Here is a 16,060-nt window from a genome sequence, read left to right on the forward strand (position 1 = left end):
ACTGCCTTTCATTAAATGATACAAAGAAAATAAGTAACTTGTAATACACTATAGCTAATAAAAAGTAATAAAACAACTAATTTGCATTACAAGATAGCGGTTTATTGCTCCTTGGTGGATTAACGCACTCGTTTTGCCATGAAAGGCAGCCAAATGTTCAACTAAAGCACCCGTTAGTTGAGCATTCATTAATTTAGATTGTTTCTAAAACTTCTTTTGCGAGTTCATCATATTCTTTGTGTGGGTGTTTCGTCCAAATACTTAATATTCTCTGCTATAATAATACACATATATTTGAAGTTAGATTTGAACAGAGGTGAATCAATATGTATTGGACTCCATTATTTGAAAACGATGTACCAGTAGTACTCTTCTGCTCTTAATGGAGTGAAGGTGACTACATCTCTCCGTTAGGTGCATTTTCGACCTAAACAAAAGACGGAGGGTACAAAAAATGAAAAACAATACCTTATTAGGTTCATTATATTTAGTTTTAGCATCCAGTATTTGGGGCGGTATGTATGTTGTTGTTAAAGTTGTGGTATCTGTGATACCTCCACTCGAACTTGTGTGGATGCGATATTTAGTGGCAATTGTTGCACTTCTCGTTATCGGCTTCATAACACGACAAAACTGGCGAATTGAGAAACGTTATTTCTTATTAATCGTAGCTATTGGGGTCATTGGTAATGCGATTTCAATTGTTGCTCAGGAAACTGGTACAATGCTATCCACAGCACAAATGGGAGCCATTATAACTTCTTCAACACCAGCATTTATGGTTATTTTTGCTCGCTTAATCCTTAAAGAACGTTTGACATTAAAAAAGGGAATCTCCGTTTGTTTAGCAACAATTGGAGTACTACTCATTGTTGGAATTGGTAATATGAGTATGTCCAGTACACTTGGTGGGATTTGGCTTCTTATTGCTGCTTTAACATGGGCACTCATGTCTGTACTTGTAAAAAAGTTGCCGAGTGATTATTCACAAATTGTGGTAACGACCTATTCTATATTGGTTGCCCTAATTGTATTGACCCCTTTTGTTTTGCCGCGGTTACACGAAATTAATATCTCTGAATTGACTCACCCGACTATTTGGGGAGGACTTTTGTATTTGGGTGTTATCTCAACAGCAGTTGGATTTTTACTTTGGAATCGTGGATTGCAAATGCTTAACGCCTCAAATGGCGGGTTATTTTTCTTCTTTCAACCCGTGGTTGGAACATTACTTGGATGGCTTATTTTAGGCGAGAACATAGGTGTAACGTTTTGGATAGGATCTATCCTAATTCTCACTGGTGTTTTATTCGTTATTAACGAGAAAAATTAGTATTACAAAACCCCTTCAACCTTATTTGAAGGGGTTTTGCATGTTAGAAATTAATCTTCCTTATTGAACTAACCTGCTGCGTTAGTTCAATAAGAAAAAACGCAAAAAATGCTTTACTCCTTCTTGAAGTAAAGCACCGGTTTGTTGAAGATTGGCTTCAGTTTTTTGATGATAAAGCCCCCTTAAGATTGGGTAATCGAAATTTTTTTCTAAATAAAGCGATATCTACGAGACAATTGCGTGATAACCAAAATGACCGTTAACCCAACAACAAGATACCATAATATATTTAAAGGGACTATAAACATTAATACGCTAAATAGAATACCCATTAAAGAGCTAATTGTAATTGATTGTACAGACGTAAATTTATTTTGAATTAAATAATATAGAGCGAATGGTAGTGCTAACGTAAATATAGGAATATAAACTGTTTTAAGGGCTAGTGAAAGTACTGCAATTATAAAACCTATTAATGTAGTAAGTGTTCTACCTACAAATACTTTACCCGAATAATAGCCGTATAGCAGAATCAACATAATCGTTAAACTAGCACAAATCCCCGTTATTGAAACAAATGAATATCCCATGTTGAAAGACAATATAGAAAGACAAATTAATGAAACACATGGTAACCATAATATTAAATAATTTTGCACTTTTTCCATATTCATTACATTTGTAAAACCTACAATAAATAATAAAGAAAATGGAATCGTCAAATATCCTAATTCGATTTGATTACCATAAATTAGATTAAAATAACTAACATCAAGTTTACCGACCATTATTATTACAAGTGAAGCACTAATCTGACCAAGCAACTCCCAAATTCTTGATAATTTAAAAATTTGCGTAAGTTTAGTTATAATGACAATTAAAACGATACCAATAAATAAAGATAAATATAACAAACCTTTCCCCCCAAAAAAATAAATCTTTAAAACTGCTCCAGATTTGAATATTCCGATACCGATAATATCTTAATTCAATTATACAGTATATGGGAAAAACAACCCCAATAATATGGTTATGCTTCTTTAACTAACCTGCTCCGTTAGTTCAATAAGAAAAAAAGGCTCCACTCCTTATTGAAGTAAAGCACCCGTTAGTTGAAGTTGAAATTATTGCGAATCACTTGTTTTGGTACCCTGGTGAAAGGACATTTGCCACCTGTCATTTTTTAATTTCCATATTGAACTACGCAAAGAATGTTGGTTTTTTATCTCGTCAAATATACGGTAGGTAGTTAGAACAATATCTTCCGATAATGGATGTATTTCAAAATCACTTAATGTCATCTCTACCAAACCTATCCCCTTCTCCCCAATACCATTCTCCTTGTACAACATCTTACCCGAACTTCCAATTTCAAAAAAATTGTCTGCAAGTAAATTATTTAGCTCTGTTTGGGATGAACGAATTTCCGGTTTTAACAACTTCTCTTCCAAGTGACATAAATGTTCTTTCAATGAAGATTCACTATTCATTTTCCACTCTCCTTAATTATTGTTCATAATAAAACTATACTAATAACTCGTCATATCATCTTCAACTAAACTGCCCAGTTAGTTGAAGATGAAAATATATCAATCGAAGTCTCTTTAAACACATATCTTTTAAAGAGATTAAAAAAATTAAATGACTAAAACTTAGATTTTCCATGCACCATTTTCCATTATTAGAATTTCTTCTTGGTTTAATAATCCGTATACACTCATGGAGCTATCACCAATCATAATATCCTCATGAACGGCTGATCTATTCATACCTATCTCAGTTAGTTCTTCTTCAGTTTTTAAATGTCCATCCAAAATATTATCAATGTATGCTTGACCTAGTGCAATATGACAAGCGGCATTTTCATCAAATAAGGTACTTTTGAAAGTAATCCCCGTTTTAGCAATACTCGAATTTGCTGAAACAAGTGCAACTTCGCCAAGCATTCCAGCCCCCTCATCTGTTTGAAGAAAATCAAGAAAGCCTTGGTGTTTTGGTTCGATTCTTGTAACTTTCCCATTCTCAAAGAATATCTTTAAATTTCGAATAGTTTGTCCTGCTAAAATAACTGGTTTTGTGGTGGTAACATACCCATTCGCAAGAAACTTATTTGGCATTGTCCAAACTTCTTCAACAGGAATATTAGACATGAATTCCTTACCGTCTTTAGTAGTTTCTGATCCACTTAACCAAACATGATTTTTGACTAACGAAACAGTTAAGTCTGTTTTTTCACTAACATATCGCAATGCAGAAAACTTATAATTGTTCAACTTTTTAGCTATGCTTTTCAAGATATCATCATGTTGTTTCCAAGCTAATTCAGGATTAGGCTCATTCGATTTTGATGCGTCCAATATATGTTTCCATAAAAGTTCGGTCGCTTCATTTTCAGGGAGGTCTGGAAAAACTTGCAGTGCCCATTCCTTCGTTGGCGCATTGACAAGTACCCATTTATTATGATTTTCCATACCATAAGTTCGACGTGGACTCATAGCGATTGATTTTGCTTTATTGACTATCGAAGCTCTTTCGCCCCAATCAGAATCCTCATCTGAAAACGTTGGTGCAACTATTGTAATTGTCGAATAGCCAGACTTCGCATAATTCAATTCATTTTCAACTACTGATTTTGGGAAAACCTCTAAAAACTCGTCTTTTAGATAATGCACTCGATCGTTTTCAATTTCCGAATCCCGTAGATCAAGCGAGACAAATTGCGCCCCACTCTTATAGGCTTCTTTTGAGATTTCACGTACTAAAGGCAAATGTTCCGATGAAAAATTGATCTTAATTAAATCTCCCTTTTCAACTGTCACCCCAATATTTACAATTACTTTGGCATAATTATTTAAATACATAAACTGCTCACTGCTCCTTTAGTTTAATAGCATAAACCCCTTCTCGTTCTATCATTACCCAATACAAATTCAACGTTCTACCTAAAACTACCTTCTTTAAATAACCTGCCCTGTTAATTGGTAATCCTTCTTTCTATAACCTTAATACCTAAACAAAAAACGCCCAAAACCTTTATACATAAAGAGTTTTGGCGTTTCAAGAATGGTGGGTTATTTGCGTTAAAGCGGTACATGAGGTGTATTTAAATAGAACAAATACCATTAGCGTAATCACTAATGGTATCATTTGTGAAAATTTCATTCTGTTTCGGCAACGACTGTGAAACGTTCGTTTTTGTGCTGTGGATTTTCAATTTCATCTAACAACGCAATCGCATAATCAGCATAGCTGATATAGCTTTCGCCTTTTGCATTCAGAATCAGATTATCTTTTCCTTTCTGATAAGAACCAGTACGTTTACCCTCTGGATTAAAGAATCCTGCAGGGCTAATATAAGTCCATTGAATACCAATTGTGCTTTGTAGTTCATCAAGATTTTTGCCCATGTTTGTAGCAGTTTGAAGATAAGCTTCAGGAAAATCAGGTGTATTAAACTTTCTTAATGTTTTGGCCTCATCCACAAATAAACTTCCTGCCCCACCAACAACTACTAATCTTGTCTGTGGAGCACTTTTAAGTGCTTCAATTAGGACTTTACCAGCTTCAACATGTTGATCTTCTTGTCCTGGAGCAGCATTAAACGCGTTTACTACAACATCGAACTTCTCAACATCTTGTGAATTTAAGTCAAATACACTCTTTTCTACTACATTAATTTGTTGGTTTCTTATTTTCAAAGCATCTCTAACAAGAGCAGTAACTTCATGTCCTCTTTCTACTGCTTCTTTTAAAATTAACCTACCAGCTTTACCACTTGCACCAATAATTCCAATTTTCATTTTAAAATCCTCCTAAGTGTTTTATTAATTGTAACCAAATCGATTACTTGTAATCATTGTAATTACAAGTGAATTAAAAGTCAACAATTTAAATGTTTATCTTATTTTAATTTTTAAGGTATAATTAACCTGTAACTAAACTAATTACATTGTAAGAAGGTGATAATTCATGTCCATCAGTAGTAGATTTTCTGTTGGAATTCATATATTAGCTTTACTTGAATTTAATAAGGAAGGGATATGCTCATCGGAGTTTTTAGCTTCAAGCGTAAACACGAATCCCGCTTTAATTAGAAAAATTACAGGAATGCTAAAAAAAACAGGATTAATAGAAGTTCATCCTGGTATCGCAGGAGCTAAACTTGCAAAGAAACTAAATGATATTACACTGCTTGACATCTATAAGGCAGTTAATGTTGTACAGGATAAAGAGTTGTTTAGCGTACATGACAAACCAAATCCAGAATGTCCAGTAGGAAGAAACATCCAAGATACAATTGAACCCTTACTTTCAGCTGCTCAATTTGCCATGGAGAAGGTTTTGGGGAGTGTAACTCTAGGTGATGTTGTAAATGATATTACTAATAAAGAAAATATGATTTATTAGACAGAAGACATTACAGAGGAATGTCTTCTGTCTTGGTTGTTCAACTAACCTGCCCCGTTAGCTCAATAACATTCGTCTCTGTATTTTTAAACAGGATTATCCTCTTCTTTGATTGTTTGCTCTCGGTGATTATCAAGCATTTGTTTTAAATGTTCTTCAGATCTCCCCTTTGGAATACATGCCGTTACTTTAAGAACCATTCATTTTCCTAAGTTCCATAATCCCGCCGATGAGACCAATAAACCCACCGACTGTAAATGTTATAGGAACAAATAATGCATTTGAATTTGGGTACTCAACTATTAAACGATACAATCCAAAAACGAATAATATAATGCAACCTACTAAACCTATAATCACTCTTACATACTTATTAATTGCAGATACCTCCTGATGTAGTTTTAAACTAAAGGTTGATTAAAAATATCGTGTTAACCCGTATTCTACGGTAAAGAAAAAAAATCCATTTTGAAAAAAGATTGATCAAAATGGATTCTATCTAGCAGATTTAAGATTGGTTTTTATAAAAAAGATTGATCATTTTCTACCTGTGTTGCTCTACAATTGCGCCCTTTAACAGAAGACTCGATTTCAAGATAATCTTAACAGACATTAATATCGATCTTCAGTTACTGCTCCTTATATGTCCTAGTGGCAGGGTTCTTAACATTGACCGCAAAGCACCATGATGTCAATGATTCTCCTAATTCGAATGCTCTTCTTTTATGATTTAAATGTAATGAATTATAGTATTTCTATATACCCTTCTGTTCCATTTACTCGAATACGTTGCCCATCTTTTATCATATTGGTAGCATTTTCCACCCCGACAATTGCTGGCAAGCCATATTCACGTGCGATAACTGCTCCATGGGTCATCAATCCTCCAACTTCGGTCACTAGGCCTTTTATGGATACAAACAATGGTGTCCAGCTAGGGTCAGTAAAGGAGGTGACTAATATATCTCCATCTCCTAGATTAGCATCTTCCATGTTTATGATGACACGTGCTCGTCCCTCTATAACTCCGGAAGAAACAGGTAGACCTACAATAGCTTCGGCAGGGAGATTTTCTCGTTTGTACTCACCTACAATGATTTCACCATCAGACTTAATAACACGTGGTGGAGTTAGTTTTTCATATAATTTGTACTCGTCTTTTCGTTCGCTGATGATCTGGTAATCTAGTTTATTTGTGCGAACGACTTCGTGAAGTTCTTCAATAGTGAGATAGTATATATCTTCTTTTTCATGAATAACGATGGCTTGTACGAGTTGTTCGGCTTCTTTCAGTAAAGCCTGCTTATAAAAGAAGTAGCGATTAACCATGCCGTATTTTGGATATTCCCTATAACCGATGAAATTCCGGATTAGGTCGATCATTCGTTTTGTTTCTTTGGCTTTTTGTTCACCATCCGGTAATTGCTTCAATCGATCTAATAACTCTTGTTCTTTTTTCAAAGCTTCCTGTCGCCCTTGCTCAAATTTCCGATTGCTAGCATTAGGCTCAAAGTTTTTGATGTTATTGAGAATCATGGGGACAAGTGTAGTTGGTTTTTCGCTCCAACGAGTTTTAGTAATATCGATTTCTCCGGTACATCGCATTCCGTATTTGCTGAGATAATCATAGATAGCGTCTTGGGTTTCCTGTCCACCATTAAACTTAACCAGTTCATCCAAAAAGGTATCATCTTTTACAAGTTGCAAATAATCAATTACTTCTGGATAAGGACGAATCACATCTGCGACATCCAATAGCGCCAGACCCATTTCCGAAGTAATGTTGTTTGGTACAGATTGAGAAAGCGTATCTGCTACGTTTTTTTCACCTAACCACTTGTTCATATTTGCATTAATCCATGATGAAGCATCCATAGCAGCCATAATCACACCCAAACTTTGTGGGTCAAATAAAATCTTCTTTAATTGCTGGATATCTTCTAGAATAAAATCAAATAAATCGGATCCTGATTTCGTTTGGATGACTTGTTTTAACTCTTCTATCGATGTTTGACTACTCTTAATCAAATCAGAAACGATTGTCGGATCGTTTTCGATTTGTGCTTGAAAACCCGCAGACGACATACCTTTATTGCTTTTACTGGGACTCAGTTCTTTTTTATCATTTGGTAACGATTTTATAAAATCTCCTCGCTCTATTATGGTAATAAGTGCGTCTTTTATGAGCGGATCGGATTGTCCCAGGGTATCTAATAAAATTTCTCTGCTAACAGGTGAAGCTAGTTTATGTGTGATATCAACAAACAACCTTCCACCAGCTTTAAACCTTGGTCCAAAAGATGTTAACTGGAATATAGACATTCCCAATGGTTTCAAGGGGTCGGTCATCATTTGTTGATGACCGACAGATACGTAAACGTGATTTTCTTGATCATTTGCTTCAGGAATCGGGAATAAAGTAGTGATTGGCCGGCTCTGGACAATATAAAATGTATCATCAACCAAACACCATTCGATATCTTGTGGGCAACCAAAATAAGCTTCGATCTGTCTTCCTGTGCGTGCTAGTTGTAAAATTTGTTGTTCAGTAAGTGTTTGAGTCTTTTGCTGATCAGGATCGATCTGCTGTGTCTCTGTTCCGCCTTCTTTTAGTCCATAGATAGCCAATTTTTTGGTTGCTATCATCTTATCGACGATTTTATCTTCTTGCACCTTATAGCAATCCGCAGATACCAAACCAGAGACAAGTGCCTCACCCAGCCCAAAACTAGCATCGATTGATAGCAACTTCCGATTGGAAGTAACGGGATCTGCAGTAAATAAAATTCCAGAAGCCTGTGGGAACACCATCTGTTGGACAACAACGGATAAATACACTTGGTTGTGGTCAAAACCGTTTTGCATGCGGTAAACCACTGCACGATCCGTAAATAGGGAAGCCCAGCATTTTCGGATGTGCCGCAAAATGCCTTCTTTACCGGTGATATTTAAATAGGTGTCATGCTGGCCGGCAAAAGAGGCATATGGCAAATCTTCTGCCGTGGCACTGGAACGCACAGCATAAGCTTGCTCATAGCCAAAAGTTAAGAGACATCGATCGACATCTTCTTCGATCTCCTTCTCGATTTCGCTTCCCTCAATCAGCTCACGAATCTTCTTGCTAATCAAACTAATTTTTTCCCGTTCGTCCACTTTTAGAACGGCCAATTTATCCAGTAGTTGATGAAGCTTCTCATTTTTTCCGATGACTCTTTTATATGCCTCTGTAGTAACACAAAATCCCTTTGGTACAAGTATTCCTTCAATCCTCGAACATTCTCCCAAATTCATCCCTTTGCCGCCGACCACCGTTTGTTTCGTTTTATCGATCTCACGAAACTCTAGTACATATCGTTTCATTTCTTTCCCTCCCATTTATCGGTCAATACCAAGACGAATCATATGACAAAAATTGTTCATCTGATTAACCAATTACGCTGTCCACTCGTTCTTGCTCCTGGCGAAGTTCCATGTTCATAGGTTGGGCCTGGTTCCAATGACGACTGTAGCGTCAAGTTCGTCGTAATATGCCACCTGTGTTATTAGCCCGTTTTGAGCAAAAATCTCGACGGTCAACAGTGCCTGTCTCTCGCTAGTCTCAACCAGCAGATGACCGCCCGGCGCAAGCCAGAGTGTTGCCTCAGCAGCTACTCGCCGCTGGACGTCAAGCCCGTCCGCACCCCCGTCGAGTGCCACCCGCGCCTCATGTATGCGGGCCTCCTGGGGTAACAGCACGATCGCTTCGGTAGGGACGTAGGGTGCGTTTGCGACCAGGACGTTGACACGGCCCCGTAATGTGGCTGGCAGCGGCTCATAGAGGTCTCCTTCATACACGTGCCCTCCGACGGAAGTTACGTTTCGGCGGGCGCACCGCACCGCGGCTGGATCAATGTCAGCGGCGTACAACTCGATTCCTTCCATAGCTACGGCCAGCGCTAAACCCACCGCGCCTGTGCCGCAGCACAGGTCAACCACAATGGCGCCTTGTGTTACGAGAGCTGCTGCTTGGCGGACTAAAAACTCAGTGCGACGGCGGGGTACGAATACTCCCGGGTCCACCGCTATCCGGATACCGCAGAATTCAGCCCACCCTAAGACGTATTCAAGGGGCAAGCCGTTTATTCGTCGTTCCACCATGGTGGCAAATTCAGCCGGCGTCCTTGCCTCAGAGAAAAACAACCGTGCCTCATCTTCTGCGAATACACAACCGGCTGTCCGAAGCCTGGTTATTATACTTTTTGTTTCATCGTCCATATAAAAATTAATTTGCTCTTCTATTAATATCACCTAATCTTGATAGCTTTTAGTATTATTTGTAATTCGTTAAAAATAGAAGAAATCCTTCTTGAACTAACCAAGCTTTTCATAATACCACTCCACTTTTTCGATTAGATGTTAGAAGAATTTATTCATGGTCTTTTAGCTCTGATGTAGATCTTTGAGGTGAGAACTTCATTTCATCCATAAGAAAAAGCCACCTGTAAAGGCGGCAGCAAGTTCCAACTAAAGTACCCGTTAGTTGAAGAAGAAATTTTAAGTTAGTTCAATAAGAAACCCTGTATGGAAACAAAGAAAATAAATAAAGAAACAATAATGAACATATACCCTTCAAATCTCTTTCTGTCTTTCTGAAGTTCGAATAATCCTGTTACCAACATAAACGCACCTAAGAACAACATCATAAACGGCATCAACTCAAAGTTTCTACTTATTAAACTATAACTGGATAAAGCAATAACAATTATTCCTAATATAATTCTTATTATTTTCATCAATATAATCCTCTCAAAAATTATTTTATCTTATCATATAAAGTATTCATTTTGGTGGAATGAAGAGAACGGACGCTTACTAATCCGCCCCGTTAGTTGGACAACAAATACTGTAATATTCATTTAACTGAATTAGCCATTTTTAAAAAATCCTTAAGTGTATAGTTTTTCTTCTCTCCCTTGTGAGGAGGTATCATTAAACCGATGTCCACATTCTCTTCACTATCGTGCCACGAAATTACTTTAGCATCTCCTTGATCATCCCATTGAGCGTCTATTCCATTACTTAACTTCACTGTTTCCTGAGCGGCAAACGTATCGATTGCTTTGGTGAAAAGGTTGGATACGTGTAATTAGAAAAATCCTTTCATTTAAATATTAGAGTACATCCTTTTCGAACTAACCTGTCCCTTTAGTTCAATAAGAAAAGGGCTGACAAACAGCCCGATGATCTTTAACTAAAACACCCGTTAGTCGAATAAGAAATGAGGAATTATTCAAACACAATGCCTTTTATTTTTTACACTCAAAAGAATATTCACTTGTGAAATTATTATGGATTTCTAATATGACTTCTCCACCAATTTCATAACAGCGAGTACTAGCTAAATTTATTTCTGAAGTATTGAAATAACTAGATGAAATCGTTAAAAAAGCGAATCCAAATAAAGCTAAAACTAAAATCAATAACCCACCTGTAAAATGCCTATTTTTAAATACAGTCATTTTCAGAACACCCCTTATTTAAATTGAACAAACTTTCCATTTACTTTAATACGTTTGAAACAAATATAAGTTACAAAAAATTTCCATATGAAATCAACAAAAGTCCATTTCTGCTTATTGGAGTACCTGCCCCTTTAGTTTAAAAAGAAAAAGGCTTTACTCCTTATTGAAGTAAAGCATCCGTTAGTTGAAAAACACAATCCCTTATTTCGCTTCCACAACAAAACTTGTATAGGGTTTTTCATCAATAGTTACATCAATTTTCCATAACCCTAATTTGTCAAATCCGAATTTCGCTCCATTCTGTTCCTTTTCAATATTTTTTTCATGAAGCTAGACAGATTCGCCATTTTCTTTATGTGTAGCCGTCATTTTATATTTTTTCCCATTAAGTTCTTCGAGACTATTCAAGAAATAAACTGCATAAAGTCTTCCTTGTTTTGCTGGAAACTCAAGTTCATTGCTTTCTCCATTTACTTTAATAACACCAAATTCCCCTTCAGTTCCATGCAAAGTTAGATTATCGACATTGAATGCAGGACTTAGATTCCAATCTCCATCATTATCTTTTTCTTCTGTACATCCTAAGAGTAATAAAACTAAAACAAGCAACAGAAAACTTATTCTCTTCAATCGAATAATTGAAATGTCATTTCCTCCTTTTTTTCATCTGTTTATTCTTTAAACATTTGATAAAAATGCACATAGAAATATTCTTCAATTCAATCTAATCTCTTTATGTTACCTATTTCGGCGTCCTTCCAAATATACCTGCTTATTGAAGTAAAGCACCCGTTAGTTGAATAAGACAGATTAATTTAACGGTCCATATATATCTATTTATTTTCTAGTGTAAGCATTCATAATTGGACCAGATTGTGGAATAAGCGATATTTGATATTTAAAAATTGGATTTAAGGAATAGCGCTTTTTAATTAAAGTAGAATGGAAATTTAAAAACCTAAACTCTTTGTTCAATATGAACAAGGAGTTTAGGTTCAAAGATAAGAGTATGGCTTTTTGAGTAAGAGAGTTTTCTAGCTCCACATGGAAGCTACTTCGAATGATCATCACAGGAACAATCTTGGCCTTTTATTGTTCCGAAGGCCATTGTGCTTTTCTAATTAATTCGCTAAACTTTCTGCCAATTCGTTTTCTTTCCACATGACTGTAATACATAGGCCAAAGACCATAATGACAGCTGCGAATAGATAAGGATAGTGGATGTTTACGTCAAATAGTATTCCGGCCATGGCTGGCCCTACGATATTACCTAAGCTCGTATAGGTTGAATTCATTCCTGCAACAAATCCTTGCTCTTTCCCGCCAGCTTTTGATAAAAATGTCGTCACTGCCGGACGAAGCAAGTCAAATGCGAGGAAGATGAAGCAAGTTACCACCAGTACTGCCAAGAAGCTAGAGACCAAGGTGGACGCCACCGCCAATATTGCACCTACAATCAAACATAATTGGATCAGTTTCTTTTCTCCGAGTATATCTACCATTTTTCCAAACATAAATACTTGCACAACAACTCCAAAGATTGAGCTTATTGTAATAATAGCTGCAAGGTCTTTAGGCGTGAAGCCGAATTTATGATTAGAAAATAGACTAAAAACAGTTTCATATGCTGATAAACCGAAAGCGAGTACAAATACAATGATAAATGCAATAAAGTAAAGCGGATGAAGTGATCTTTTTAAATCGCCAATAAAGTTTGTTTGCTTTGTATTAGCAGAAATTTCCGAAAGCTGTTCCTTTGTTAGAGGCTCTTTTAAAATAAACATCGATGAAATGCATGCTAAAAAAGCAATTGCTGCCGCAAAGAAGAAAGGCAAGCGAACACCATATTCTGCAATAAATCCACCTATACCAGGTCCTATAATAAAGCCAGTGCTAATGGCGGCAGAAATATAGCCCATTGCTTTTGCCCGTTCCTGAACTGATGTAATATCTGCAACATATGCAGTAACACCAGGCATAATAAAGGCTGCACTAATTCCCCCTAGAAACCTTGATATATAAAGAACCGATACGTTCGTGCCTACACCAAAGATAAGTTCTGAAACACCAAAAAGGAATAAGCCGAATATAATGATTTTCTTTCTACCGTAACGGTCAACCCATCGACCTGCGAATGGTGACAGAAGCAGTTGCGCTACCGCAAATACGGCAACAAGATAGCCCATCGTACTTCCTGATAAATCCATGATATTCATAAATGACGGCATAACGGGGATGATGAGTCCAATTCCTAGAAATGCAATGAATATATTGCTTAAAAGAATAATTAATACCATCTTTTGTTTTTTAATTGGTTTTTTCATGTTTTAACACCTTTTTTCTGTATGGCTCATTGATGTGAAATACCTCTCCAAAATACTGTCCAAGAGGCTGCTAATTTGTCCTTCAGCCGTTTCTCATTATTGCCGTAAACAAGCTCCAGCAGAATGGAATCGACTACTCCTAAGAAAGCATAGGTAGGCGTTATTGCCTCATCTCCGAAGATTTTTTTTACATTGATCCAATCCTGAAATTTTCTTTCCAATATCATCTGTACCTTTTCCTCGATATCTATGACTTCCTGTTCAATTGCTTTTTCAAGATGGGCTGGCGGAAAAAAAGACATACGCAGCCAAAACTTTAACTGCTCATTTTTTTGGAAAAGATCGATGACCAATTGTAGAAATCCGTATAAATCTTTTTCAGGGTTTTCTGAATCAACTTGACTAAAATATTGAAGTTTTGAAGATAGCTCCGTCTCTTTCGCATCCCGTAAAACTTGCAGAAAAAGATCATCCTTTCCTTTAAAATGGGCATAAATGGATTGCTTTTTCATGCCGACTTCTTCAGCTATTAGAGAAAGGGATGCTCCTTCATAACCATGAATTGTGAAATATTTTAGAGCTGCCTTCTTAATTTCATTGCTTTTCAATAATATCACCTCAAATTTAACGAACGTTCGTTAGTTATATTAGCAAACTAAATAGATATAAGCAAGCAGATTAGTTTATAGAAAGGTTTTACAGCACGGTAATGCAGAAAAATATTCCATAATCGTCCGCGATTGTGGAACAAAACAAGTAGAAATTAACAGGGTTGGTGAATCGTCATTTATTAAATGATCACCCCACTCAAGCACTTAATCAGGCAAATAAAATTGGTATCATGTTATCGATTTGTACCGTTTTAAGTACATAAATGACACGTTAGGACATACCGTAGGCGATCATTTATTGATGGAGGTTACCAAGCGAATTCAAGCCGGCGTGGTTAAAGAGGATACAGTGACACTACGTTCATCATGTCTAGATGGAGTTCGAAACTTAGATAGTATGCATAATATAAAAGAGGAAATCGTAGATTGTTTGAAGAATACATTACTGAATACTTGATAGAATTGCTAGTTACTTAATTTACACTTGGAGGTAGTCATGACACTTAAAAAATATTGGTTGCCAGTGCTCATTCTATTCATGAGCATTCTCTACATTTTCATCATTCCTAAAGATACACTTGCTGTTAAGCTCTTGTTTAAATTAATTCCAATGTGGCTGATTATTTACTTTGCCTATTTACAAGCGCCAGCTAAGAAATTGCTTACACATTGGCTTCTGTTAATCGGTCTATTTTTTTGTATGCTCGGAGACGGCTTTCTCGTCTACTGGTTTGTCGTTGGTTTATCCGCTTTTCTGATTGGACACCTGTTTTATTTTGCGGGATTTTTGAGTAGATGGAACTTTTCAAAAATCCGTTTTGCAACCATCGTACCGATTGCGATATACGGTTACTTTTTCGGTAAAGAAATCATCAGTGCTCTAACTCTTGATGGCAACGATTCATTAGTATTACCCGTCTTGTTTTATATCATCGTCATTTCTTTGATGGCATGGTCCGCATTTATGACAGGCAACAAATGGGCGATTGTTGGAAGTATTTTGTTTGTCATTTCCGATTCCATTTTGTCCTGGAATATGTTTGTGTCCGATATTCCGTATTCAGGAATCCTTATTATGACGACTTATTACAGCGCACAATTTTTGATTGCTAATAGCATACGTTCCATTGTATCTGAAACTAATCGACCGTCTGCTTTCTCTTAAATAATTTTTCTAGTTCTTTAATCTTGTTACAACATTCTCCATTTATTACTATGATCCCTTAAGATATCATTAAAGTTTTAAATGCTCTTCCGCTTCTGAAATACTTTTAACACAATGTCATCTGAAAGAATATTGTTAATCAAGTGAAAAAAGTATCCTAGAAAAATTGCCAAAATAAAAGCCCATCCACAATAACTGTGGTTGGGCTATTTTAATTCTTCAAAAATTCCTACTACATCAACTTCATTATATTGTTAATTATGCTACCAATTAAGAGAACAAAGAACTGATTAAACTGCTTAAAATTACGAAAGTGTACATAGTCCTTTAAAAGTAAGAAAACGTCCAGGCAATTGCCTAGACGCTTTTTTGGTTTGACTGACAACCTGGTTAAGTTCCGCAGTCAATATAGTTTATGCAATACCATCCTGTTTATGTACAGAATTGCGTATCAAACCATTGTTAAACTTTCCCTCAAGTTTATATTACTCATTAATTTTTTGAATTACTTTTTATTTTTGATGGCTTTTTTGCTTTAGGATATAAGTGTCCATAAGCTAAAGTCACCTGCATTTATATATTATTTGAGGGCAAGTTAAAAAAGAATAATTATCTCTTTAAGAAAGGCCAAAAATCATGGACCGTGGATAATATTCGAACAGGCAAGATATTAACTGCCATATGACATCTGCAATATTGTTTAGAGGCTATTTTTTTAT

The 16,060-nt window shown here is 36.2% G+C and carries 17 protein-coding genes; 4 read left to right on the forward strand and 13 right to left on the reverse strand.

What is annotated here, in order from left to right:
- Positions 1-54 precede the first annotated feature (54 nt).
- The gene (locus tag MHH33_RS13185; protein WP_342541995.1) at positions 55-189 is read right to left on the reverse strand and encodes a hypothetical protein; all 135 of its coding nucleotides are present in this window, start codon (positions 187-189) and stop codon (positions 55-57) included.
- A 265-nt stretch (positions 190-454) separates the two neighbouring features.
- Between MHH33_RS13185 and MHH33_RS13190 the strand changes: the two genes are divergently transcribed.
- Positions 455-1,333, forward strand: a complete 879-nt coding sequence (locus MHH33_RS13190) for a DMT family transporter (RefSeq protein WP_016427966.1) — start codon at positions 455-457, stop codon at positions 1,331-1,333.
- Between the two features lie 209 nt (positions 1,334-1,542).
- Here MHH33_RS13190 and MHH33_RS13195 read toward each other — a convergent pair whose 3' ends face one another.
- The 4 genes from MHH33_RS13195 to MHH33_RS13210 all read right to left on the reverse strand — a co-directional run bounded on the left by MHH33_RS13195 (position 1,543) and on the right by MHH33_RS13210 (position 5,133).
- A complete protein-coding gene (locus tag MHH33_RS13195) occupies positions 1,543-2,247 on the reverse strand; it encodes a hypothetical protein (RefSeq protein WP_016427967.1) in 705 nt (234 codons plus the stop codon).
- A 210-nt stretch (positions 2,248-2,457) separates the two neighbouring features.
- The gene (locus tag MHH33_RS13200; RefSeq protein ID WP_016427968.1) at positions 2,458-2,823 is read right to left on the reverse strand and encodes a DUF4440 domain-containing protein; all 366 of its coding nucleotides are present in this window, start codon (positions 2,821-2,823) and stop codon (positions 2,458-2,460) included.
- A 162-nt stretch (positions 2,824-2,985) separates the two neighbouring features.
- A complete protein-coding gene (locus MHH33_RS13205) occupies positions 2,986-4,194 on the reverse strand; it encodes an aminopeptidase (protein WP_342541996.1) in 1,209 nt (402 codons plus the stop codon).
- A gap of 297 nt (positions 4,195-4,491) precedes the next feature.
- Complete coding sequence (locus MHH33_RS13210) at positions 4,492-5,133, reverse strand: NAD(P)-dependent oxidoreductase (protein WP_016427970.1); 642 nt, start codon at positions 5,131-5,133, stop codon at positions 4,492-4,494.
- Between the two features lie 169 nt (positions 5,134-5,302).
- On the opposite strand from MHH33_RS13210, the gene MHH33_RS13215 reads away from it, so the two are divergent.
- Positions 5,303-5,740 (forward strand): Rrf2 family transcriptional regulator, encoded by a 438-nt coding sequence (locus MHH33_RS13215; RefSeq protein WP_016427971.1) that lies wholly within the window; start codon positions 5,303-5,305, stop codon positions 5,738-5,740.
- 744 nt (positions 5,741-6,484) lie between these two features.
- On the opposite strand, the gene ppsA is transcribed toward MHH33_RS13215, so the two are convergent.
- From ppsA to MHH33_RS13255, 8 genes are all read right to left on the reverse strand, one after another.
- Positions 6,485-9,100 carry a phosphoenolpyruvate synthase gene (ppsA, locus tag MHH33_RS13220; protein ID WP_016427973.1) on the reverse strand — a complete coding sequence of 872 codons (2,616 nt, stop codon included), beginning with the start codon at positions 9,098-9,100 and terminating at the stop codon, positions 6,485-6,487.
- Between the two features lie 114 nt (positions 9,101-9,214).
- Positions 9,215-9,994, reverse strand: coding sequence for a putative protein N(5)-glutamine methyltransferase (locus MHH33_RS13225; protein ID WP_016427974.1), 780 nt, complete (start codon positions 9,992-9,994; stop codon positions 9,215-9,217).
- Between the two features lie 284 nt (positions 9,995-10,278).
- Positions 10,279-10,512, reverse strand: coding sequence for a DUF3953 domain-containing protein (locus tag MHH33_RS13230; protein ID WP_016427975.1), 234 nt, complete (start codon positions 10,510-10,512; stop codon positions 10,279-10,281).
- A 119-nt stretch (positions 10,513-10,631) separates the two neighbouring features.
- Positions 10,632-10,808, reverse strand: a complete 177-nt coding sequence (locus MHH33_RS13235) for a hypothetical protein (protein ID WP_016427976.1) — start codon at positions 10,806-10,808, stop codon at positions 10,632-10,634.
- 217 nt (positions 10,809-11,025) lie between these two features.
- Positions 11,026-11,238 (reverse strand): hypothetical protein, encoded by a 213-nt coding sequence (locus MHH33_RS13240; protein ID WP_016427977.1) that lies wholly within the window; start codon positions 11,236-11,238, stop codon positions 11,026-11,028.
- Positions 11,239-11,571: 333 nt separating this feature from the next.
- Positions 11,572-11,871 (reverse strand): hypothetical protein, encoded by a 300-nt coding sequence (locus MHH33_RS13245; protein ID WP_036659430.1) that lies wholly within the window; start codon positions 11,869-11,871, stop codon positions 11,572-11,574.
- Positions 11,872-12,362: 491 nt separating this feature from the next.
- A complete protein-coding gene (locus MHH33_RS13250) occupies positions 12,363-13,565 on the reverse strand; it encodes an MFS transporter (RefSeq protein ID WP_016427979.1) in 1,203 nt (400 codons plus the stop codon).
- 26 nt (positions 13,566-13,591) lie between these two features.
- Positions 13,592-14,173 carry a TetR/AcrR family transcriptional regulator gene (locus MHH33_RS13255; RefSeq protein WP_016427980.1) on the reverse strand — a complete coding sequence of 194 codons (582 nt, stop codon included), beginning with the start codon at positions 14,171-14,173 and terminating at the stop codon, positions 13,592-13,594.
- A 244-nt stretch (positions 14,174-14,417) separates the two neighbouring features.
- Between MHH33_RS13255 and MHH33_RS13260 the strand changes: the two genes are divergently transcribed.
- Entirely contained in the window at positions 14,418-14,633 is a 216-nt protein-coding gene (locus tag MHH33_RS13260) for a diguanylate cyclase (RefSeq protein WP_231391064.1), read from the forward strand.
- Positions 14,634-14,672: 39 nt separating this feature from the next.
- Complete coding sequence (locus MHH33_RS13265) at positions 14,673-15,341, forward strand: lysoplasmalogenase (RefSeq protein ID WP_016427981.1); 669 nt, start codon at positions 14,673-14,675, stop codon at positions 15,339-15,341.
- Positions 15,342-16,060 lie beyond the last annotated feature (719 nt).

It is taken from the genome of Paenisporosarcina sp. FSL H8-0542 (genome assembly GCF_038632915.1).
In the GTDB taxonomy this organism is placed as follows: Bacteria; Bacillota; Bacilli; order Bacillales_A; family Planococcaceae; genus Paenisporosarcina.